This window comes from Kitasatospora sp. NBC_01246 (assembly GCF_036226505.1).
GTDB lineage: Bacteria > Actinomycetota > Actinomycetes > Streptomycetales > Streptomycetaceae > Kitasatospora.
In genome coordinates this window covers 6296597-6318720 of record NZ_CP108484.1, presented here as the reverse complement: position 1 = coordinate 6318720, position 22124 = coordinate 6296597, and the positions used below count along the sequence as shown (strand labels likewise).

General features: G+C 74.1%; 18 protein-coding genes. 5 read left to right on the top strand and 13 right to left on the bottom strand.

The window, feature by feature from the left end:
- Positions 1–16: 16 nt before the first annotated feature.
- The 4 genes from OG618_RS27325 to OG618_RS27310 all read right to left on the bottom strand — a co-directional run bounded on the left by OG618_RS27325 (position 17) and on the right by OG618_RS27310 (position 3664).
- Positions 17–877: an acyl-CoA thioesterase gene (locus tag OG618_RS27325; protein ID WP_329490186.1), complete on the bottom strand. Its 861-nt coding sequence runs from the start codon at positions 875–877 to the stop codon at positions 17–19.
- 345 nt (positions 878–1222) lie between these two features.
- Complete coding sequence (locus OG618_RS27320) at positions 1223–1864, bottom strand: alpha-ketoglutarate-dependent dioxygenase AlkB family protein (protein WP_329490185.1); 642 nt, start codon at positions 1862–1864, stop codon at positions 1223–1225.
- Positions 1865–2068: 204 nt separating this feature from the next.
- Positions 2069–2470, bottom strand: a complete 402-nt coding sequence (locus tag OG618_RS27315) for a transglycosylase family protein (RefSeq protein ID WP_329490184.1) — start codon at positions 2468–2470, stop codon at positions 2069–2071.
- Between the two features lie 375 nt (positions 2471–2845).
- On the bottom strand, positions 2846–3664 hold the full coding sequence (locus OG618_RS27310; protein ID WP_329490183.1) for a transglycosylase family protein: 819 nt from the start codon (positions 3662–3664) through the stop codon (positions 2846–2848).
- 802 nt (positions 3665–4466) lie between these two features.
- Here OG618_RS27310 and OG618_RS27305 point away from each other — a divergent pair.
- Entirely contained in the window at positions 4467–5309 is an 843-nt protein-coding gene (locus OG618_RS27305) for a hypothetical protein (protein ID WP_329490182.1), read from the top strand.
- Between the two features lie 279 nt (positions 5310–5588).
- Positions 5589–6209, top strand: a complete 621-nt coding sequence (locus tag OG618_RS27300; RefSeq protein ID WP_329492414.1) for a hypothetical protein — start codon at positions 5589–5591, stop codon at positions 6207–6209.
- A 209-nt stretch (positions 6210–6418) separates the two neighbouring features.
- Here the strand turns inward: OG618_RS27300 and der are convergent, their stop codons facing one another.
- From der to OG618_RS27285, 3 genes are all read right to left on the bottom strand, one after another.
- Positions 6419–7870: a ribosome biogenesis GTPase Der gene (gene der / locus OG618_RS27295; RefSeq protein ID WP_329490181.1), complete on the bottom strand. Its 1452-nt coding sequence runs from the start codon at positions 7868–7870 to the stop codon at positions 6419–6421.
- Between the two features lie 260 nt (positions 7871–8130).
- Positions 8131–8844 carry a (d)CMP kinase gene (cmk, locus tag OG618_RS27290; protein ID WP_329490180.1) on the bottom strand — a complete coding sequence of 238 codons (714 nt, stop codon included), beginning with the start codon at positions 8842–8844 and terminating at the stop codon, positions 8131–8133.
- Between the two features lie 251 nt (positions 8845–9095).
- Positions 9096–10181: a prephenate dehydrogenase gene (locus OG618_RS27285; RefSeq protein ID WP_329490179.1), complete on the bottom strand. Its 1086-nt coding sequence runs from the start codon at positions 10179–10181 to the stop codon at positions 9096–9098.
- Positions 10182–10589: 408 nt separating this feature from the next.
- Here OG618_RS27285 and OG618_RS27280 point away from each other — a divergent pair, with 408 nt between their 5' ends.
- From OG618_RS27280 to OG618_RS27270, 3 genes are all read left to right on the top strand, one after another.
- Complete coding sequence (locus tag OG618_RS27280; RefSeq protein WP_329490178.1) at positions 10590–12746, top strand: DUF4139 domain-containing protein; 2157 nt, start codon at positions 10590–10592, stop codon at positions 12744–12746.
- Between the two features lie 3 nt (positions 12747–12749).
- A complete protein-coding gene (locus tag OG618_RS27275; protein WP_329490177.1) occupies positions 12750–14330 on the top strand; it encodes a mucoidy inhibitor MuiA family protein in 1581 nt (526 codons plus the stop codon).
- A gap of 139 nt (positions 14331–14469) precedes the next feature.
- On the top strand, positions 14470–14832 hold the full coding sequence (locus tag OG618_RS27270; protein ID WP_329490176.1) for a DUF952 domain-containing protein: 363 nt from the start codon (positions 14470–14472) through the stop codon (positions 14830–14832).
- A gap of 16 nt (positions 14833–14848) precedes the next feature.
- Here the strand turns inward: OG618_RS27270 and OG618_RS27265 are convergent, their stop codons facing one another.
- The 6 genes from OG618_RS27265 to OG618_RS27240 all read right to left on the bottom strand — a co-directional run bounded on the left by OG618_RS27265 (position 14849) and on the right by OG618_RS27240 (position 21849).
- On the bottom strand, positions 14849–15832 hold the full coding sequence (locus tag OG618_RS27265; protein WP_329490175.1) for a helix-turn-helix domain-containing protein: 984 nt from the start codon (positions 15830–15832) through the stop codon (positions 14849–14851).
- Between the two features lie 402 nt (positions 15833–16234).
- A complete protein-coding gene (locus OG618_RS27260; protein ID WP_329490174.1) occupies positions 16235–17767 on the bottom strand; it encodes a pseudouridine synthase in 1533 nt (510 codons plus the stop codon).
- 69 nt (positions 17768–17836) lie between these two features.
- A complete protein-coding gene (gene scpB, locus OG618_RS27255; protein WP_380392224.1) occupies positions 17837–18430 on the bottom strand; it encodes an SMC-Scp complex subunit ScpB in 594 nt (197 codons plus the stop codon).
- A gap of 449 nt (positions 18431–18879) precedes the next feature.
- Complete coding sequence (locus OG618_RS27250) at positions 18880–19668, bottom strand: segregation and condensation protein A (protein ID WP_442906870.1); 789 nt, start codon at positions 19666–19668, stop codon at positions 18880–18882.
- A gap of 433 nt (positions 19669–20101) precedes the next feature.
- A complete protein-coding gene (locus tag OG618_RS27245; RefSeq protein ID WP_329490172.1) occupies positions 20102–20785 on the bottom strand; it encodes a hypothetical protein in 684 nt (227 codons plus the stop codon).
- Positions 20782–21849: a ParA family protein gene (locus OG618_RS27240; RefSeq protein WP_380392235.1), complete on the bottom strand. Its 1068-nt coding sequence runs from the start codon at positions 21847–21849 to the stop codon at positions 20782–20784. The genes OG618_RS27245 and OG618_RS27240 overlap by 4 nt, the downstream gene beginning before the upstream one ends.
- Between the last annotated feature and the right edge of the window lie 275 nt (positions 21850–22124).

Genomic DNA, 22124 nt, shown 5'->3' with positions numbered 1-22124 from the left:
GGCGCCGAGGGGCGGGTCAGCCCTTCAGCGGCCGGAAGAGCCCCTCCTGCACCACGGACACGACCAGCTGCCCGTGGCGGTCGAAGATCTGCCCGCGCGCGAGACCGCGGGCGCCGTGGGCTATCGGGGACTCCTGCTGGTAGAGCAGCCAGTCGTCGGCCCGGAACGGTCTGTGGAACCACATCGCGTGGTCGAGCGAGGCCATGTCGAAGTGGCGCGTGCCCCAGAGCGGCTCGACGGGGGCGCGGACGGCGTCGAGCAGCGTCATGTCGCTCGCGTAGGTGAGCGCGCAGACGTGGATCAGCGGGTTGTCGGGCAGGGCGCCGTTGGTGCGCAGCCAGACACCGCTGCGGGCCTCGACGCCGGCCAGCTCCTCCTTGGTCCAGCGCAGCCGGTCGACGTAGCGGATGTCGAAGGGCTGGCGGCGGCTGATGAACGGGGGCAGCTCGCCGAGCCGGGAGCCGACCTCCTCCAGCGCGCTCGGCAGGTCCTCGGGGGCGGCGACGGCGGGCATCGGGTACTGGTGCTCGATGCTGCCCTCCTCGGGGACGTGGAAGTCGGCGGTGAGGGCGAAGATCGAGCGGCCACCCTGGATGGCGAGCACCCGGCGGGTGGTGAAGGAGCGGCCGTCCCGGATCCGGTCCACCTGGTAGACGATGGGCACGCCGGGCACGCCGGGGCGCAGGAAGTAGGCGTGCAGCGAATGGACGGGGCGGTCGCCGTCCACCGTGCGCCCCGCCGCCACCAGCGCCTGGCCCGCGACCTGGCCGCCGAACGTCCGCTGCAGCGCCTCCTCCGGGCTGCGCCCGCGGAAGATGTTCAGTTCGATCTGCTCAAGGTCCAGCAGCTCGACGAGTTCGTCGACAGGGGTACCCATGCGTGCGCTTCCTCTCCGGGTGGCCGACCCGGACGGAGATGCCCGCCCGGCTGCCGACGCCCGTTCTATCGAATTCTCCCGCCCAGTCGAATCCTTCAGCGAGCCAGGGCATTCCCCTCGACCCCGCACCCCTCCACCGATTCACTCGAACGAGGACCCATCGCTTCGAACACGCCGACGTAGGAGCTCCGCCCGGACACCGCGAGCACCGCAGACGGGGCACCGCGAGCGCCGCAACCGGGCACCGCCAGCACCGCAAAGGGGCACCGCCAGCGCCCCAAACGGACACCGCGAGCACCGCCCGGACGCCGAAGGCTCCGCACACGGACGCCGACAGCGCCGCCGTCACAGACCCGACTGGCGGACGGTGATGTTGAGCCGGCCGGTCAGCCCGAGCGCCGGATCCGCCGTGCCGGGCAGCGTGCGCACCACCCCGTGGTACGCGAAGCGAGCCGGTCCGCCGAACACCAGCAGGTCACCGCTGCGCAGTTCCAGGTCGGTCCACGGCCGGGTGCGGGTCCGGGTGTTGCCGAGCCGGAAGAGGCAGGTGTCGCCGAGGGAGAGCGAGACCACGGGCGCGTCCGTGCGCTCGTCGCGGTCCTGGTGCAGCCCCATCTTCGCGCCGTGCGGGTAGTGGTTGACGATCGCGATGTCCGGTTCGTACCCGGCGGCGCCCGCGATCGCGTCGACGGCCTCGCCGTACGCCGCGTCGACCGCGCCGCGGGCGAGCCTGGCGAGCTCCGGTGGGAACGCCTTGACCGGTGCGCCGTCGGCCGCGACGCGACGGTAGCCGTAGGGGTACCAGTCCCAGCCCAGGGCGACCATGCGGACCGACATCATGCCGCCGGTCGGCATCCGGACGGCGTGCATCCCCGCCGGCGGCCGGGCCCACTCCCGGCACGCGGCGACCAGGCGGAGCTGGGCTTCGGCGTCGAGCCAGCCGGGGACGAGCACCGCGCCGGGCGCCGGTTCGGACCGCTCGGGCACGGAAGCCCCGTCAGCGCCCGACCCGGCACCGGACCCGAGCACGCGCCCGGACCCGAGGTCACGACCGGCACCGGACCCCGGGACACGACCGGCACCCGACCCGAGGTCGCGACCGGCACCCGTACCGAACAGTTCGCCCTGGATCACGCCACCATCCTCCCGCACCCCCCGGGCGGCCGACAGGGGAGCGAGCGCAGGACCCGATCAGTCGCGGTCGGACCCTCCACCGATCATCCCGATCTCCCGGGCACAGGCCGGCCACGCCTCCCACCCCTGCAGATGGAGGATCTCCTCGGCCACGGTGGTCTGCTGGCGCCGGCTCGCCCGGTCGGGGCGGTCGGCGAAACGCAGACCGCCCGCCTCCTCCCAGGTCGGCGGCCAGATCTGCAGGCCGCCGAAGTAGCCGTTGCCGGTGGCGGCCCGCCAGTCGCCGCCGCTCTCGCACTCGGCGAGCTCGTCCCAGATCATGTCCGCCACCGTCGAAGCGGCCCGAGCCCGGCCGGCCGGGAGCGGCACCACGGCCGGCAGGAGCACGAGGGCCAGCGCGACGGCGAGGACGAGGGCGACGAGGGGCGCGAGGAGGGCGCCGGCAGCCGAGGACCGCACCGGGTGACCGGTCGGTACGAAGGATTCACGGCTGATCCTATGAACGCTGAGAAGGCACAGCAGCCGACCCTAAGCGCGCCTCTCGCCGGCTCGTCCCGACGCGCCGGACACGCCGACGGCCGCTCCCCCGCACAGCGGAGAAGCGGCCGTTCGAACAGCATGTCCGGAGTACGGCGGCCACCTGGAACAGGCGGCCCGACCGAACCGGCGGCCCTGGTCGCACCGGAGGGCACGACGGACCGGAGGGCATGACGGACCGGAGGGCACGACGGACGGGCGGGATCCTTATGGACCCGAGAGGTCCGTCGGACCCGAGAAGTCGGCCGACCCCGAGGGATCACGCGGTCCCCGAGGGATCAGACAGTCCCCGAAAGGTCAGACGGTCAGGGTCTGGCCCGGGAAGATCAGGTCGGGGTTGCCGCCGATGACCTTGGCGTTGGCGTTGTACAGCTCGTGCCAGTCGGTGCCCTGGGCAGCGGCGATGGTGCTGAGGGTGTCACCGGCCTTCACGGTGTAGCTGCCACCGGTGACCGGCTTGGCGTCGTTCGAGGCCGGAGCGGCGGGCTTCGCGGGCTTGGCCGGCTTCTCGGCCTTCCAGGAGGCGGCGGCGTCCGAGGACTTCGGCGCGGCCTTGGGGGCCTCGGCAGCCTTGGGGGCCTCGACGGTCTTCGGCGCGGCCTTGGGGGCCTCGGCAGCCTTGGGCGCGGCCTTGGGGGCCTCGGCGGCCTTCGGCGCAGCGGTGGCGGCCGGGGCGGCCGGCTTCGCGGCGACGGAGGTGTCGACGGCGGCCGGGGTGCCGCCCTTGGTCAGACCGGCCTTGACGGAGCAGACGGGCCAGGCGCCCGGGCCCTGCGAGGCGAGCACCTTCTCGGCGACGGAGATCTGCTGCGCCTTGGTGGCCAGGTTGGCCTGCGCGGCGTAGGCGGTGCCACCGAAGGCGGCCCAGGTGCTGGAGGTGAACTGCAGGCCGCCGTAGAAGCCGTTGCCGGTGTTGATGGCCCAGTTGCCGCCGCTCTCGCACTGGGCAACCGCGTCCCAGGTCGAGACGGAGGCGGCGGAGGCCGAGTTGGCCGTGACGAGGCCGGCCACCGGCAGGGCCGCGACAGCGGCACCCGCGACAACAGCCATCCGAACGCGGTTGCGCTTGGTGACGGTGGAGGTGGTGGCAGCGGCGGTCTCGTTACGGAAGGTCATGAGGTTCCTCTCGACAGCCCCGGGCGGGCATGCGGAACCAGACCCTCGAAGGAGCCGAATCGCTCGCCGCGTCCATCGGGCGGCCGGGCACGTGTCGGACGTGCCGCGCCGCCCCGGCCACCCACCACGCACCGGCGACCAGATCGAGCGGTCGCATCGGTGGGCACGGCCCGCGCCGGGGTGAGCCGGTGGGCTGTGCGTCGGAGGTGAACCCGGGTGGTGCTCGTTGCACCGCCAATGAAGCTACGAGTCAGGTCGCCACGGAACCAAACACCCGACGGTCTGCCCAGCTCAGCAAGGCGTTACCGGCGGTAATGACCATGCAAGCATGTCCAGAATGTCCGATATAACCGTCATTTCCTAGATCAAACATTGCCCGGCCGTGACCCACCTCACGGTTTCATTCCGGCACTCCTGCCGCCGACATCGACAGATTGTGAGCATTCGACCACGTCACGCGGTCGGATCAGGGGCAATTCCCGTCACCCTCGGTGTCCACCCGTGACCCCTGCCACAGGGGTCCGTTGGTAAAGGCGGCCGGAAAGGCCCCTTGCCCCACCGCCCGTCCCGCCCCGTCCCAACCCGGTCCCACCCCCGACGACCGACCCCGGCCCGACCCGAGCGCCCACCCCAGCGGCCTCCACCCGATCCACCAGCTCTTCCAGCCCCACCAGCCCCACCAGCGCTACCCGCTCCACCTACTGCACCAGCCAACCCAGCCACACCCAGCCCCACCGCCCGCTCCCCTCCCCCGCCCGCGTCACCCCTGACCGCCGGCGAACCCGACAACCGAGGAGTCCCAGTGCCGCGCATGCTCGCCGTCAGCGACGAGGTCCGATCCGAGATCGGCGACGACGAGGCAGACCGCCTGCTCGGCGGCGCCCACACACCCGACAGCTACGAGTGCACGTCCTGCCGCACCCCCGGTGACTCGCTCCAGGAGCCCACCAGCACGGTGCTGTTCGTCGGCGAGGAGACGGCGGTGCTCGCCTTCGCCCATGCCCGCTGCATCCCCTCCCAGGTGGTGCCGGTCTCCGAGGAGCAGCTGGTGGGCGCGGTGCGCAGCATCAGCCAGGCGCAGACCGAGGCGCCCGCCGTCCCGGGCCCCGCGATCCCGGGACCCGCCGTCCCGAACCCGGCCCAGTCCGCCGGCGCCCAGGCCACCGCGCCCGGCCAGGCCGCCATCCTCGGCATCACCTGCGGGCTGGTCCTGCACGGCGACACCGGTCACGCCGCGGTCGTCGTCGAGCCCACCGGACCGGTCGGCCGGCCGGGCAACACCTCGGGCACCGACGAGTTCCTGGACCTCCTCCAGGACGCCGGCTTCCAGCCCGTCACCGACCTCGACAAGACGCCGGACCAACTGGCCGGCTGGTCCGTCCTGGTGGCGATGGGCAAGCTGCACGCGATCCTGCAGCCCGCGGCCGCCGGGGGCAGCACCGGCTGGTGGCAGGCCCACCAGCCGCTCCAGGTCACCGACGCCTGGAGGTTCGCCGCCAACCAGCTCACGGAGGTGACCATGTACGCGGTCCCGGCGGGCATGGTGGGCCGGCAGCCGCGCGAGGACCTGCTGCGCCAGGCGCTGGAGCGTGCCGTCGCCCTGGGTCAGGTGGTCGGCGCCTCCCTCCCGCTCGCGGGCACCTGAGCCTCCCCGACGCCCCCGGCACGCCTCGCCCCGCCCCGGCCGGAAACCCACACCCGCCGGAAGCCCACACCCGCCGGAAACCCCCGTCCGGAAGCCCTCCCCCGGCCGGAAGGCCCGCCACGGACCGGTCCGCACCCCGACCGGCACAGGCCAACCTTCCGGCCGGGGCCGGGCACCCCGCATCCCCCGGGGGACTCGCTCGTTGGCCCCTGTGTGTACAGCTACGACGTCTCCGCATCCCACCGCCGGTCCACCACCGCCCCCCGAGTGATCCCGGGCATGCGCCCGTCGTTCGACGCTGAGCACCCGCACTCGGCCACGCCGATCTACGACGAGCTGTACTCCGAGTACCGGCGGCTGTTCCGCGCGCTGCCCGGCGACCGCTCGGGCGAGGAGAACCTGAGGTTCGCGGGCTTCGCCGTCCGCGACGGCTACCCGGTGCTCGCCGAGCCCCGTCCGTACCCGCCGCAGCACCAGGCGTTCCAGACGTACGCGGGCCAGGCTGCCGGCCTCCCCCAGTTCATGCCGAACCAGCAGAACGGCCAGGGCCACACCGGCAGCACCCACAGCACCGGCACCCACACCAACCACGCCCACCACACCGCGAGCCAGCACACCGGCACCCAGCACACCGGAGCCCCGCACACTCCGGCGGACCCCACCAGCGACGGGCTCGGCCAGGTCGGCCAACCCGCCCAGCCCGCCGCCCAGTTCGCCAACGGCCAGGGCTGGGTCGCGGCCGGCTACCTGGGGCCCGTGCCGCACCCGATGCCCGCCCCGGCACCGGCACCGGCGCCGGTGATGAGCAACGGCAGCGGCACCACCGCCGGTCCGGCCACCGGCGGACGCCACCGCAACCTGCTCTCGCTCCCCCCGGGCCGCAGCAGCGACCAGCACTGACCCGGCCCACGCACCGGCCCGCACCCGCCGGGGCACCCGCCCCGGCACCCGCCCGCGCACGCAGGAGGGCCCCCGCCGTCGAAACGGCGGGGGCCCTCCTGTCCAAGCGTTCCGTCGACCCCCGGCCGACAGACCACCGGGCCACCGGACCACCGGGCCGGCCGGCCCGCCACCAGGGCGCGGCGGCCGACCGGGCGCAGCTGCGGCGACTACTTGCGCTTGCGCTTCTCCCGCACCCGCACCGAGATCGAGATCGGCGTGCCGACGAAGCCGAACTCCTCACGCAGCCGGCGCTCGACGAAGCGGCGGTACCCGGCCTCCAGGAAGCCCGAGGCGAACAGCACGAAGCGCGGCGGGCGGGTACCCGCCTGGGTACCGAACAGGATGCGCGGCTGCTTGCCACCGCGGATCGGGTGCGGGTGCGCCGCGACCAGCTCGCCGAGGAAGGCGTTCAGGCGCGCGGTCGGGATGCGCGTCTCCCACCCGGCGAGGGCGGTCTCGATGGCCGGGACGAGCTTCTCCATGTGCCGGCCGGTCTTCGCCGAGACGTTGACCCGGGGCGCCCACTGCACCTGGACGAGATCGCGCTCGATCTCGCGCTCCAGGTAGAAGCGGCGCTCCTCGTCGAGCTGGTCCCACTTGTTGTAGGCGATGACGACGGCGCGCCCGGCCTCGACGGCCATCGAGATGATCCGGGTGTCCTGCTCGGCCAGGGTCTCGCTGGCGTCGACCAGCACGACCGCGACCTCGGCCTTCTCCAGGGCGGCGGAGGTGCGCAGCGAGGCGTAGAAGTCCGCGCCGGCGGTCAGGTGGACCCGGCGGCGGATACCGGCGGTGTCGACGAACTTCCAGGTCTTGCCGCCCAGTTCGATCATCTCGTCGACCGGGTCACGGGTGGTGCCGGCCAGCTCGTTGACGACCACCCGCTCCTCGCCGGCGACCTTGTTGAGCAGGCTGGACTTGCCGACGTTGGGCCGGCCGATCAGCGCGACCCGGCGCGGGCCGCCGGCGGCGACGCCGAAGGTCTGCGGCGGGGCCTCGGGCAGGGCGGCCATGACGGCGTCGAGCAGGTCACCGGAGCCGCGGCCGTGCAGGGCGGAGACGGGGAAGGGCTCGCCGAGGCCGAGCGACCACAGGTACGCGGCCTCCGCCTCGGTGGACTGGCCGTCGACCTTGTTCGCGCAGAGCACGGTCGGCTTGCCGGCCCGGCGAATGATCTTGATCAGGGCTTCGTCGGTGTCGGTGGCGCCGACGGTGGCGTCGACCACGAACAGCACCGCGTCGGCGGTCTCGATGCCCAGCTCGGCCTGCGCCGCCACCATGGCGTCGATGCCGAGGACGTCGATCTCCCAGCCGCCGGTGTCGACGACCTTGAAGCGGCGGCCGTTCCAGGTGGCCTCGTAGCTGACCCGGTCGCGGGTGACGCCCGGCTTGTCCTCGACGACGGCCTCGCGGCGGCCGATGATGCGGTTCACCAGGGTCGACTTGCCGACATTCGGGCGGCCGACGACGGCCAGCACGGGCAGCGGCGCGTGGTCGGCGCCCCCGAGCCCGTCGACGTCCTCGGGGTCGAACCCCTCCTCGGCGGCGAGCGCCATGAATTCGGCGTACTCGGCGGCGTCCAGCTCACCGTGCTCGGTGGCGGAGTGCTCTGCGGTCATGTTCGTGTTTTCCGTTTCCCGGCGCGGCCCTTCCCAGGGGCGTGCCGTGCGTACCTGCCCCGGTCGGGGCAGCGCGAGTACTTCGAGGAAGGCGCCCCGCGGGCGCTTCCGTACTTCCAGGGAGGCGCCCCGCGGGCGCTCCCGAACAGCGGGCCGCGACCGGCGAAGGCCGCGGAGGGTGTGCCCCGGGCGGTGGGCCCGGAGTGATGGATCCCGGACGGCGCGGGGGATGGGACCCCCGGGCGGCGCCCGGTGGCGGCTCAGACCGCCGACAGCCCGGCCCGCTCCTCCACCAGCATGATTATCGTGCCGATGACCTGCTCCAGGCTGAGTTCGCTGGTGTCCACCAGGACGGCGTCGGCGGCCTGGGTCAGTGGAGCGGTCTCGCGCGAGGAGTCCGCCTTGTCCCGGCGGACCAGGTCGGCGGCCATCTCGGCGATGGTGGCCTCGTCGACGCCCTTGGCGCGCAGCTCGGCCGCCCGCCGCTCGGCCCGGGCCGCCACCGAGGCGGTCAGGAAGATTTTGACGGTGGCGTCCGGGAACACCACGCTGCCCATGTCCCGGCCCTCGGCGACGATGCCGCGCTCGGCGACCTCGGCGCAGCCGCGCTGCAGCTCCACCAGGCGGGTCCGCACGGCGGGCACCGCGGCGACGGCGCTGACCTGCGCGGTCACCTCGGGCCCCCGGATCGGACCGGACACGTCCTGGCCGTCCACCGTGATGGTCGGGCCGGCCGCGTCGGTGCCGGAGACGATCACCGGCTTGCCGCAGGCCACGGTCACGGCCTCCGGGTCGTCGATGTCCACGTCGTTGGCCAGCATCCACCAGGTCAGCGCCCGGTACATGGCGCCGGTGTCCAGGAAGCTCAGCCCCAGCCGGGCGGCGACCGCCCGGGAGACGGTCGACTTGCCGGAGCCGGAGGGTCCGTCGATGGCGACGACGACCGGGGCGTGCGCTCGGTCGGCAGTGTCCACGGGGCGAACCTCTCTCTGGGCCTGAGCCCGAACCTGAATCCTGTACGGCGCGAGCCGCACAGCCTGAAACCGGGGGATGTCTCCCTCCAGGTTAATGGACCGGCGCCAGACCCCGCCCCGGTGCTCCGTTCCACCGGAACCGGCCCCGTGCCGGCCGCGTACCGCCGCCCCCGCACCGGCCCCTGATCCGGCCCCGTACCGGCAGGGCACCCCTACCGGCGGCCGCGCACCGGCCCCTCGGGTACCGGTCCTCAGTCCCGGACGCTCCAGCCGCTCGCCCGGAGCGCCACGGTGAGCGGCGTCACCGCGCCCGGAGCGACCGACAGCTGGACGAAGCCCACCTGCTGCCCCGACGAGTGCTCGATGACGACGTCCTCGATGTTGACCCCGGCGGCGCCGACCTCGCCGAAGAGCCGGCCCAGCTCGCCGGGCTGGTCGCCGAGGACCACCGCCACCGTCTCGTACCGGGTCGGCGGCGCACCGTGCTTGCCGGGGATCCGCGACTGGCCGGCGTTGCCCCGGCGCATCACGGTCTCGATCCCGGCCGCGCCCGCTCGGCGCTCGCCCTCCTCGGTGGCCTGCAGCGAGCGCAGGGCGGCGACGGTCTCGCCGAGGTCGACGGCGACCTCCTCCAGGATGTCGGCGACCGCGCCGGCGTTGGCGGAGAGGATGTCCACCCACATGCCCGGGTTGGAGGCCGCGATCCTGGTGACGTCCCGAACACCCTGGCCGGAGAGCCTTATGGCCGTCTCGTCGGCCTTCTCCAGCCGGGCCGCGACCAGCGAGGAGACCAGCTGCGGGGCGTGCGAGACCAGGGCGACGGCCCGGTCGTGCGCGGCGGCGTCCATCACGATCGGCATCGCGCCGCAGAGGGCGACCAGCTCCAGGACGGCGTTGAGCGTCTCGGTGTCGGTGTCGGCGGTGGGGGTGAGCACCCAGGGCCGGCCCTCGAACAGGTCGGCGCGCGCGGCCAGCGGGCCCGAGCGCTCGCGGCCGGCCATCGGGTGGCTGCCGATGTAGTGGACGGTGTCGCAGCCCAGCGCGGCCACCTCGGCCCTGGGCCCGTCCTTGACGCTGGCCACGTCGGTGTACCAGCGCGCCAGTCCGCGCCGCTGGCAGTCGGCGAGCACCTTGCCGACCAGGGCGGGCGGCACCGCGATGATCGCGAGGTCCACCGGACCGTCGGCCGGCTCGGTGGTGCCGGCGCCGAGCGACGCGGCGGTACGGGCCGCGTCCGGGTCGGCGTCCTCCAGATGAACGGTCAGCCCGCGTCCGGTCAGGGCGAGGGCGGCGGAGGTGCCGATGAGTCCGGTACCGACGACGGCGGCAGTGCGCATGGCGGGGTGGCTCTCCTCAAGGGGCTGGCCTGGACGTGCCCGCCCATCCTCTCGCATCCCCACCACCCCCGCGGCCACAGTCCACCCCCGCCGACCGCAACCGCGCGGCCACCGGCTCCGTCCCCCTGACGCGACACCACGCGCACCACATCGCACGCGCACCGCACCGCACCGCACCGCACCGCGAACACGACACACCGCGACCACAGGACACCGCACCAGCACGCACGCACCGCACCAGCGCACACGCACCGCACACGCGCGGACACACACCGCCGCACACGCACGCCGCACACGCCGAGCACGGGCGAAATCCGAGGACGCCCGCGCCGATGCGAGGCAGACTGACCGCCCAGGGGGCGGCAGCGCGCCGTCGGCGCGAGCGGCGCGAACGAAGGGGTAGGCCGGGTGGACGACCAGCACAGGGCAGACGACGAACAGCAGTCCGACCGAACCGCGGTACCGGCCCATCCGTCGGAGCTCGACTCCGTCGTGGTCCACGCCGTCGGCGCGGTCTGCCGCCGGCGCGCCCGGGTGGCCCTGCCGCCCGGCGGGCGACTGCGGCTGACCGGGCTGCCGCAGGTGCTCGACGGGCGGTCGCTGCGGGCCCGGGTGCTCTCCGGCCCGCCCGGCACCGCCGTCACCGAGGCCCGCCTCGAACCGGTCGCCGAACTCCGCTCCCCCGACGAACTCCCCGAGCTCCACAGCCGGTTGAAGGCCGCCCGGGAACACGAGTCCGCCGTCCGCGAGCGGCAGCGCCTGGTCCTCGACACCATCGCGGAGACGACCGCGCTGCGCGCCGTCCCGCCGGCCCGTCGCCGGGACGAACCGCTCCGCCGCACGCCCGCCGACGCCTGGCTGGAGCTGGCCGAGTTCGTCGACGAGCGGCTCACCCGGCTCCACCTCCGCGCCGACGAGCTGGCCGAGGAGCTCGAACGGGCCGAGCACGCGACCGAGACGCTGGCCGACCGGCTGGCGCGTTCGTCCACCGCCGGACCGGCCCGGCCGGTCGAGACCTCCGCGACCGTCCTGCTCACCCTCACCGCTCCCGCGCCCGCGAACTCCCGGCCCGAGGACACCGCACCCGCCCCCGAGATCGACATCGAACTCGAATACGGCGTCCCCGCCGCCCGCTGGGTGCCCGCCTACCGGCTCTCCTACCAGCAGGGCTCGGACACCGGCCGGCTGGTCCTGCGCGCCTCCGTCGCCCAGCGGACCGGCGAGGACTGGACCGGCGTCCGCCTCGCCCTCTCCACCGCCGACCTGGAACGGCGCACCGACCTGCCGAAGCTGCGCTCGCTGCGGATCGGCCGCAGCCAGCCCGCCCCGCCGCCCTCCGGCTGGCGCGAGCCCCCGGCCGGGCTGAGCGACCTCTTCACCGGCTACGACGCGGTGGGCCCCCGCCCCGAGCCCCGCCGGAGCGGACCGGTCCTCGTCGGGGCCGCCGCCCCGCTCCCGCGCCCCGTACCGCCCCCCGCCCCGATGGCACCGGGCGGCGCACCCCTGGCGGGCGGCACCCGCGGCGGCGTCCAGGCCTTCGAGGCGCCCGCCCCGTCCCTCGGCTTCGCCGGCTACGGCGGGCCGCCGCCCGCGCAGCCCGGTGCCCCGCTGCCCCCGCCGGCGGCCGCCGCGGCCCCCGCGCCGCTCGCCCGCCGGGACCGCTCCGCGCGCCGCTCCGCCGCCGGGGCGGCCGAGGCCCCGTTCGCCGACGAGTTCGGCGCCGCCGCGGCCCCGCCCGCGCCCCCGGCTCCCCCCGCCCCGGGCGCCACGCTGCTCGACTACCCCACGCTCGTCCTGGCCGGCCCCGACGAGCCCGCCGCCCGCCGGGGCACCCTCCACCCCACGGCCCCGACCCGCCCGACCCCCACCGGCTCCACCCTGAGCGGCCTGCCGCTCCCCCGCCACGCCGTACCGCCGCGCGCCTCGGCCGGCTCCTTCGACCATCGCTTCGACGCCGCCGCCCCCGCCGACATCCCGTCCGACGGCACCTGGCATACGGTCACGATCGGCGAGATCCCGGTCACCGTCCGGCCCGAGTACGTCACCGTCCCCTCCGTCGAGGAGAAGGTGTACGGGACGCTGGTACTGGCCAACGGGACGGCCCACGCCGTGCTGGCCGGTCCGGTCGAGGTCACCGTCGACGACGAGTTCCTGCTCACCGCCGCCCTGCCCACCCTCGCGCCGGGCGGGACGTGCCGGCTCGGCACCGGCGTGACCGAGAGCGTCGAGGTCGCGCGCCGCACCGAGCTGCACGAGTCCACCACGGGCATGCTGAACACCAGCACCGTGCTCGACCACCGGGTGCACGTGGAGCTCGCGAACCGGCTCGGGCACGCCGTCACCGTGGAGGTCCGCGAGCGTGTGCCGGTCACCCCGGACAGCGAGATCCGGATCGAGGAACAGGCCGACTGGCACGCGCCCGCCGTCCCCTCCCCGGAGTGCCCGCCGAGCAGCCGGCTCTGGCGGGTCGAACTGCCGCCGGGCGGGCGGGCCGAACTCGACGGCGGGTACCAGATCAGAATCCCGGCCGGAAAGGCCATCGTCGGTGGAAACCGGAGGAACTGAACGATGAGCAGCGACACCATCCCCCTCCCGGTCACCGCCGTCACCTGCCTGGAGGACCGCGGCCAGGTCGAGCGCGCCGTGACCGTCGACCTCGCCGCAGGCGTCCAGCGGCTACGCCTCGGCCCGATCACCGCGCTCGCCGTCGACCGGACCCTGCGGGCCGAAGCCACCGGCCTCGCCCCCGCCGACGCCGAGTCGCCCAGGGTGGCGGGCCCCCGCGTCCTGGACGCCCGGATCGTCCGCGCCTGGACCCCGCGCGCCCCGCTGGCGCCCGGTCCGGACGATTCCGCGCTGCGCCACCGCGTCCACGAGCTCGACGTGCGGGCCCGCCAGGAGGACCAGCTGCGCCACCGCCTGGAGGCCCGGCTGGCCCTGCTCGCCCAGCTCTCCGCCGACCTGCTCCGCGAGGTCGGCGAGGGCGCCGGCGCCGGCGAGGTCGAACGGGCCCGCTGGGCCCGCGAGCTGGACCGGGTGGACGCCGAGCGCGAGCGGTACGGCGAGGAGCTGCGGGCCGCCCACTCCCGGCTGCGCGACCTGGAGGTCGAGCGCTCAGAGGCCCGGACGGCCCTCGACGAGGCCGAGGAGGCGCCCGCCGAGCTGGTCGCCCACCTGGACCTCACCGTCGAGGCGGCCGCCGCAGGACCCGCCCGGCTGACCGTCAGCCACCTGGTGCCGTGCGCGGTCTGGCGGCCCTCCTACCGGGCCACCCTCGCCGAGGGGTCGCTCCACCTGGAGTCCGAGGCGGTGGTCTGGCAGCGCACCGGCGAGGACTGGACGGGCGCCCGGCTCACCTTCTCCACCGCCCGCTCGGCACTGGCCACCGCACCGCCCGCGATCAGCGAGGACGTGCTGGCCCTGCGCGAGCGCAGCGCCGAGGAGCGGCGCACGGTCGAGGTCGAACTGCGCGAGGAGACGATCAGCACCCTCGGCCCGTCCGAGGCCGTGCCGGGGGTGGACGACGGCGGCGAGGTCCGGATCCTGCGGGCCCCCACGCCGGCCACCGTGCCCTCGGACGGCCGGGCGCACCGGGTGCCGCTGGGCTCCTTCACCGCGCCCGCCACCGGCGAGTACGCCTGCGCCCCGGAGCTGTCGCCGCTGGTGACCCAGGTGGTCCGGTTCCGCAACGCGGCCGGGCACGCGCTGCTCGCCGGCCCGGTGGAACTGATCCGCGGCAGCGGCTTCACCGGCCGCGGCGAGCTGCCCTTCACCGCCGCGGGCGCCGAGGCGGAGCTGGCGTTCGGCAGCTCGGACGGCTACCGGGTGGTCCGGGAGACCGACGAACGGCAGGGCACCGCGGGGCTCACCCAGCGCTCGGTGACCACCCGGACGGTCCGGCTGCACATCTCGCGCTTCTCGGGCCCGGAGGAGCGGGACGAGCAGCTGGTCACGGTGCGCGAGCGGGTACCGGTCTCCGAGGTCTCGGCGGTCGAGGTGCGGCTGCGCAAGGAGGAGTGCTCCCCCGCTCCGGACGCCTTCGACGCCGAGGGCATCGTCCGCTGGGACCTCCCGCTCGGCCCGGGCGCCCGCCGGACGGTGACGCTGGTGTACGAGATCTCCGCCTCCGCGAAGGTGGCGGGCCTGTGACCCCACTGCCTGCGACACCATCACCTGTGACACCGGCGCCTCTGGCCCCATCACCTGTGACCCCACCACCTGTGACACCGGCGCCCGAACCCGGTCGGCCGCGCCCTCGCCGTGACGACCGTTCAGGTACAACAGGAACATGATCCTGCACCTCGCCCCCCTCGACGACTGGCTGGCCGACCCCGGCCGGCCGTACGCCACCGCCTCGCTGCTCACCGACGGGTTCATCCACTGCTCGGCGGACGAGCGGACGGCGCTCGCGGTGGCCAACGCCTTCTACGCCGACACTCCCGGTCCGCTGATGGTGCTGCTGATCGAGGAGTCGCTGGTGGAACCGATGGTGAAGTGGGAGGCCCCGAACGGCGCACCGCCGCCCGGAGCCACCCCCGGTGTGCTGTTCCCGCACATCTACGGGCGGCTGAACCGGTCCGCCGTGGTCGGCTTGGAGAAGGTCGAGCGCGGCCCGGACGGCCACTGGGCGAACCTCACGCCCTGGAGCTGAACCGCCACCGGCCCGGCTACAGCCAGCCCCGCTCCCGGGCCGCCATTCCGGCCTGGAAGCGGGTGGTGGCGCCCAGCTCGCGCATCAGGCTCTGCAGCCGGCGCTGGGTGGTCCGGGCGCTCCAGCCGAGCGAGCGGGCGATCGACTCGTCGGTGAGGCCGGCCGCCAGCAGGCCGAGCAGCTTGCGGTGGTCGGCCTCCGGCTCCAGCGCGCCCTCGGCGGCGCCGATCGCGGACTGGAGCTGGACCGCCCGTTCCCACTCCGCCTCGAACAGCGTGTCCAGGGCCTGGAGCAGCGCCGACGGGTGGATCACGTAGGCCGCGTCGAGGACGCTGTCGCCCACGCTGATCGGGATGATGGCCATCCGGTCGTCCGACATGATCATCTTCATCGGCAGCACCGGCCGGACCCTCGCCTCCTCGCCGTCCGCGACGCCGGCCAGGATGTTCTTCTCCAGCCGGCCGGGCCAGGCGACCGCCTCCCGGTCATAGATGGTCCGGAACCGCAGCCCTTCCCGCATCCGCTCGCGCTGCAGCGGGATGTTGGCGACCGGGTCCTGGATGTACGGGGGGCAGTCGAAGCCGCGGACCTGGTACTGGCTGGTCTCGGTGATGTGCTCCAGCCGCTGGGCGATCGCCTCGCCGCCGGTCAACACCTCGACCGAGTGCGCCGGGTCGGTGTAGCGCGAGGCCTCCCGGAAGGCGTCCATCAGCCGGTGCATCTCGGCCCTGGCGTGCCGCAGCTCGGACTCGCGATGGCCGATCAGCGTGCCGATCGCGACATCGGGCGCCACCGGGAGGAAGCGGTGGCGGTCCACCGGTGCCCTGGTCGCCATGCCCTGCTGTGCCAATCGGTCCAGCGCGCGGACGCTCTGCTGGAGTGTCAGACCGCAGCAGGTCGCGAGGTCCTCCGCGGTGGACTGCGGGTTGGCCACCAGCGCCGCGTAGACCTGACCGTCCGGCGCGGCCAGTCCCAGTGTGCTGAGTGGTGCATCGGACACGACGCCGCTCCCCCGTCTCGACTCCCGCCCGCGCCCCCGGTGGCGCAGTCCCGCCACTCGGCGGGTCGTGGTCAGGTGGCAATCTTCGGCCACGGATCATCGCGCTGACAAGGCGATGACCAGGCGATGCGTCCTTGCTCACAGCAGGACCCGCCGAACAGCAGGAGGGCCTCCCCGCCACTCGACGGGGAGACCCTCCCGAAACACCCGAATATGTAGACCGGTCTACCGACGCAGTCCCGCTCGCGCGGATTATGCAGACCGGTCTACAGACACGCTCCGCGAATATGTCGGTCGGTCTACAGAACCGGCCCCCCGACTATGCAGACCGATCTACAGAGATCGCCAGAATATGTCGACCGGTCTACAGAGGAACCCCTCTATCGACCGGTCCACAGATTCCTACAGGCCGACCTCGCGCATCAGCTGACCGACCTCGGGGTTGGTCAGACGACGCAGCCAGCCGGACTTCTGGTCGCCCAGCGCGATCGGGCCGAAGTGCGTGCGCACCAGCTTCTCGACCGGGAAGCCGGCCTCGGACAGCATCCGGCGGACGATGTGCTTGCGACCCTCGTGCAGGGTCACCTCGACCATGTAGTTCTTGCCGACGTTGGAGATCACCTTGAAGCTGTCGGCCCGGGCGAAGCCGTCCTCCAGCTCGATGCCCTTGGCGAGCTGCTTGCCCAGGTCACGCGGGATCGGTCCCTGGATCGCGGCCAGGTAGGTCTTGGTCACGCCGTACCGTGGGTGGGTGAGGCGGTGGGCCAGCTCGCCGTGGTTGGTGAGCAGGATGATGCCCTCGGTCTCGGTGTCCAGACGACCGACGTGGAAGAGCCTGGTCTCCCGGTTGGTCACGTAGTCACCGAGGCACTGGCGACCGTCCGGGTCCTCCATGGTGGAGACCACGCCGGCCGGCTTGTTCAGCGCGAAGAACAGGTACGACTGGGTGGCGACGGTCAGGCCGTCCACCTTGATCTCGTCGTTCTGCGGGTCGACCCGCTTGCCCTGCTCGGTGACGCGCTTGCCGTTGACCTCGACCCGGCCCTGCTCGATGAGCTCCTCGCAGGCCCGGCGGCTACCGATGCCGGCCCGGGCCAGCACCTTCTGCAGGCGCTCGCCCTCGGGCTCGCCGGCGGTCTTCGGCAGGTTCACGGCCGGCTTGTCGTGCCGGGCCAGAACGGCGTCCTCGATCTTGGCCTGCAGCTCGCGCGAGCGCTGCGGCTGACGGCGCGGGTCGCCCGGGGCGCCCTGGCCCTCACGGCGCGGCCGCGGTGCCGGGTTGGGACGGCGCCCGGAGTAGCCGCCGCGCGCCGGCGTGGCGTTGGGGCCGCCGCCGAACTCGGGGCGGTCGTAGCGCCGCTCCTCGGGCCGCAGCGGGCGCTCCAGGAAGCCGCGGTCGTCGCGCCGGTCGTCCCGGCGGTCGTCACGCCGACCGTAGGAGCCGGAGCCGCCGCGCGGCGCGCCGGAGGCGCCGCCGTAGGACCCACCGCGCGACGAGCCGGACCCGCCGCCGTAGGACCCACCGCGCGACGAGCCGGACCCGCCGCCGTACGAACCGCCACGCGACGAGCCGGAGCCACCGCCGTAGGACCCGCCGCCCGACGAACCGCCGCGCGAACCCGAACCGTACGAACCGGACCCACCGCGGGAGCCGGAGCCGCCGCCGTAGGACCCACCACTCGACGAGCCGCCGCGCGAACCCGAGCCGTACGAACCGGACCCGCCCCGCGAGGAGCCGGAGCCACCGCCGTAGGAACCCCCGCCGTACGAACCGCCGCCCTGCTGGCCGCCGCCGGACGAGCCCCCGCGCGGAGCGCCCGATCCGCCACGGCCCGCGCCGCCCCCGTGGGAGCCGCCGCCGCTCCGGCCCCCGCCCTGTCCGCCGCGACCGCCGCCGCCGCCGCTGCTGTTCCTGCCGTTGCCACTGCTACGCATCAAAGTGTCCGTACGTCGTTCCGTCTGGGATTGGGCTGTGCGGTCGTTTCGGCCGACCTCACCGCCCCCCTATCGATCGAGCGGAGCCCGATCGGCTTCGCCACTGCCGTCCGCAGCCTGCGCGGCAGCGGCGGCGACCGCCTCCGCGATCATCGTGCCCTCCAGGGACTCCGCTTCCACGTCGTCGACCTCGGGCAGGAAGGGAGCGAGTTCCGGCAGCTCGTCCAGGCCGCGGAGCCCCATCCGTTCCAGGAAGTAGTTCGTCGTCCGATACAGGATCGCACCTGTTTCGGGCTCGGATCCGGCCTCTTCCACCAGTCCTCGCTGTACCAGGGTACGCATCACGCCGTCACAGTTCACACCACGGACGGCTGAGACCCGTGATCTGGACACCGGCTGCCGGTAGGCGACGACCGCCAGAGTCTCCAGCGCGGCCTGGGTCAGCCGGGCCTGCTGGCCGTCCAGGACGAAGCGGTCGACGGCCGCCGCGCAGTCGGCCCGAGTGTAGAACCGCCACCCGCCGGCGACCAGCCGCAGGTCGAAGCCCCGGCCCTGGGCGGTGTACTCGGCGGACAGCTCACGCAGCGCCGACGCCACCTCCTCCCGCGACCGTTCGAGGACGGACGCCAGGTGGGCCTCCCGGGCGGGCTCGTCGACGACCATCAGAATCGCCTCCAGCTCCGCCCTCAGCCCGGGCCCGTCCGCCGCCTCAAGCCCGACGGGCCCGGACGCGGGCGCCGCAGGCGCTGGTGCAGGCGCAGGCGGCGCAGGCACAGGCACAGGCGCCGCGGACACCCGCCCGCCTCCCCCCGCACCGGAAGTCGACGGGACCGACTTCTGGTGCACCACCAGGGCCTCGGACGCCACCGGACCGGGCTCGACCCCCCGCGCCCCACCAGGAGCCGATCCACCAGGAGCAGCCCCACCAGGAGCAGCGAAAGCACCAGGAGTCACGGGAACCACGGGCGCGGCAACGACCTCCCCCTCCTCGGCCGCCGCCTCCCCGACCACCCCCACCCCCGGCGCCGGCTCCAGCCACTCCTGGGCCCTCGGCTGCCCCGGCACGCCGAGCGGACGCCGCACCGGCCGCTCCCCGCCGTCCGCCCCAGTCGTCATCGCTCCTCCTTCTGCTCACCGGCCGGCCGGTCGAACTCGTCCGTCACCTCGACCACACCCCGGTCCTCCTCGGCCACCCAGCGCACCAGCAGCTCGCCCAGGGCCTCGGGCTGCTCGAAGGCGAGCGCCCGCTCCCGGTACAGCTCCAGCAGGGCCAGGAAGCGGGCGACCACCACCAGGGTGTCCGGCGCGTCGGCGACCAGCTGCTGGAAGGACGCCTCGCCCAGCTCGGTGAGCAGCCCGACCACCAGCCCGGCCTGTTCCCGCACGCTGACCGGCGGACTGTGGATGTGGTCGACGTAGACGACCGGCTCCGGCCTGGGCGCCATCGTCCGCGCCGCCAGCTGCGCGAACCGCTCCGTGCCGATGCTGATCACGACCTCGGGGAGCAGCCGCGCGTGGTGGGGCTCCAGTCCGACGGTCCGGGGGCGCCGGAGCAGTTCGGCGGCCCAGCGGTCGCCGAACAGGGCCGCCGCGCGCTTGTAGGCCCGGTACTGCAGCAGCCGGGCGAAGAGCAGGTCGCGCGCCTCCAGCAGGGCGAGGTCCTCCTCGTCCTCGACCTCGGCGGCCGGCAGCAGCCGGGCGGCCTTGAGATCGAGGAGCGTCGCGGCGACCACCAGGAACTCGGTCGCGGCGTCCAGGTCCCAGTTCGCGCCCATCGCCCGGATGTGCGCCATGAAGTCGTCGGTGACGGTGGCCAGCGCCACCTCGGTGACGTCCAGCTTGTGCTTGGCGATCAGGCTCAGCAGCAGGTCGAAGGGGCCCTCGAAGTTCTCCAGCCGCACCCGGAAGCCACCGCCGGGCGAACCGGCGGCCGTCCCCGACCCCTCTGCCGCAGCCGACTCCTCTGCCGTACCCGGACCGGCCCCCGCGGCGGCGCGAACGCCCGCGTCGACGGTCTCACCGGACCTGACGGACCCATTGGCCCCACCCGACCCACCAACCCCGAGGAACGCATCGGATCCGGCGGTCCCATCGGCAGCGACGGACCCGGCGGCGGGCGGTTCGGGGTTGCTCGGCATAACGGTCCATCTTCACCCGGCGGCCACCGCCCGCCCCGCGCCGGGGCCGCCGACACGCCGCACGCACCGCCGGGCGCCGCCGGTCACCGGTACAACGCCGGACCACCGGCCCAGCGCCCCCCAGAGGCATCACGAGCCCACCAGCAACCACCAGCAACCACCGGCACCGCAAGCGCCTCAAGGCGCCCCGCAGGCCTCAGCGCCCGCGCAGCCGCCGCACCAGGATGCTCGCCTCGCCGCGCTGCTCCAGATCGGCCAGCACGACCGCGATCGCCTCCCGGACGATCCGGCCGCGGTCCACCGCCAGCCCGTGCTCACCGCGGAGCACCAGCCGGGTGTGTTCGAGGTCCATCAGTTCCTCGGCGGACACGTACACGGTGATCTTCTCGTCGTGCCGCTCCCGCCCGGTGGGGCGGCGCGGTGCCCGTCCACGCGGCCTGGGGCGCCCTGTGGCGCCCGCCTGGTCCTCGGTGGCACCCGCGTGCTGGCGCGGCGCCGGAGCGGCGCCACGGCCGCCTTGAGCCGTCTTACCGGCCTGCGCGGCACCCGCCGCGCCACCGGCCGTACTGCCCGCCGCGCCGGACTGCCCGATGCCCTGGGCCCCGCCCGGCTGGGCGGGGGCCGGCACCGGGGCGCCGCCCGCCGAGTGGTGCTCGCGCGGCCGACCGGCCTCGCCGCCGTTCGCGGCGCCCCCGGTCGCCCGACCCGCGGCACCGCCGGTGCCGTCGTCGGCGCCCTCGGCACCGTCCGGGCCGGCACCGTTGACGGCCCGCGCGGTCTCCGGTCTGGGCGCCTCGGCGGCCGGACGCGGCGCGAGGGACGGCGACAGCGCCATCCCGCCGGTGGTCCGGAACAGCTCGTCGGCACCCGGGAGACTCACTCGGCGGGGCGGCACCGGTCGAGCACCTCCCTGGCGAGCTGGCGGTAGGCGGCGGCACCGACCGAGTTGGTCGCGTACGTCGTGATCGGCTCACCGGCGACGGTGGTCTCCGGGAAGCGCACGGTCCGCCCGATGACGGTGTGGAAGACGTGCTCGCCGAACGCCTCGACGACCCGGGCCAGCACCTCACGGCTGTGCACGGTGCGCGAGTCGTACATGGTGGCCAGGATGCCGTCCAGGCGCAGCTCGGGGTTGAGCCGCTCGCAGACCTTCTCGATCGTCTCGGTCAGCAGCGCGACACCGCGCAGCGCGAAGAACTCGCACTCCAGCGGAACGATGACGCTGTGAGCGGCCGTCAGGGCATTGACCGTCAGCAGGCCCAGCGAGGGCTGGCAGTCGATGATGACGAAGTCGTAGTCGGGCAGCAGCGGCTTCAGGGCGCGCGCCAGCGCGGACTCCCGGGCCACCTCGCTGACCAGCTGCACCTCGGCGGCGGAGAGGTCGATGTTGGAGGGCAACAGGTCCATGCCGGGCACCGCGGTCTTCAGCAGCACCTCATCGGCCGTCAGGCCGCGCTCCATCAGCAGGTTGTAGACGGTGACGTCGAGTTCCATCGGGTTGACGCCGAGACCGACCGAGAGCGCGCCCTGCGGGTCGAAGTCCACGAGCAGCACCCGGCGGCCGTACTCGGCCAGCGCCGCGCCCAGGTTGATGGTCGACGTGGTCTTGCCGACGCCGCCCTTCTGGTTGCACATCGCGATGATCTGCGCGGGGCCGTGCTCGGCCACCGGCGCGGGGATCGGGAAGTACGGCAGCGGACGGCCGGTCGGGCCGACCCGCTCGCGCCGCTGGCGCGCGGCGTCGGGGGCCAGCGTGGCGGCGTACTCCGGGTCCGGCTCGTACTCGGCGTCCGGGTCGTCGTAGGCGCCGTAGGCGAACTCGCCGTAGGCCAGGCCGTGGGCCGGCAGGTCGACGTCGTAGTCGGTCACCGTGGTCACCTGTGCTGTGTTCTGTCGTGCTTCGAAAGTGCGGAGTGCGACCGAGCCGACCTCGGCCGAGCCCACGGTGGCCTGCCGGGCCCCGGACTCCTCACTCGGCTGGACGGCGGTGTGCTCCGCCAGTCCTGGCTGACCACCCCCGGGAGCAAATGTCGACTCATTCACAAGTCGTCTTACCTCCTTGGGCATCCAGGACTCTATGTCGATTCGTCAGCGTGGCAGCATGCCGACGGTTTGCGACTCTAGGCCGTTCAAGGCGTTCGCAGCAACACAATCCACGGTAGTGGGCAGGATGTGTCGACTATCGGGCAACCCTCTGTCAAGGGATGCGCGGGCCCTTG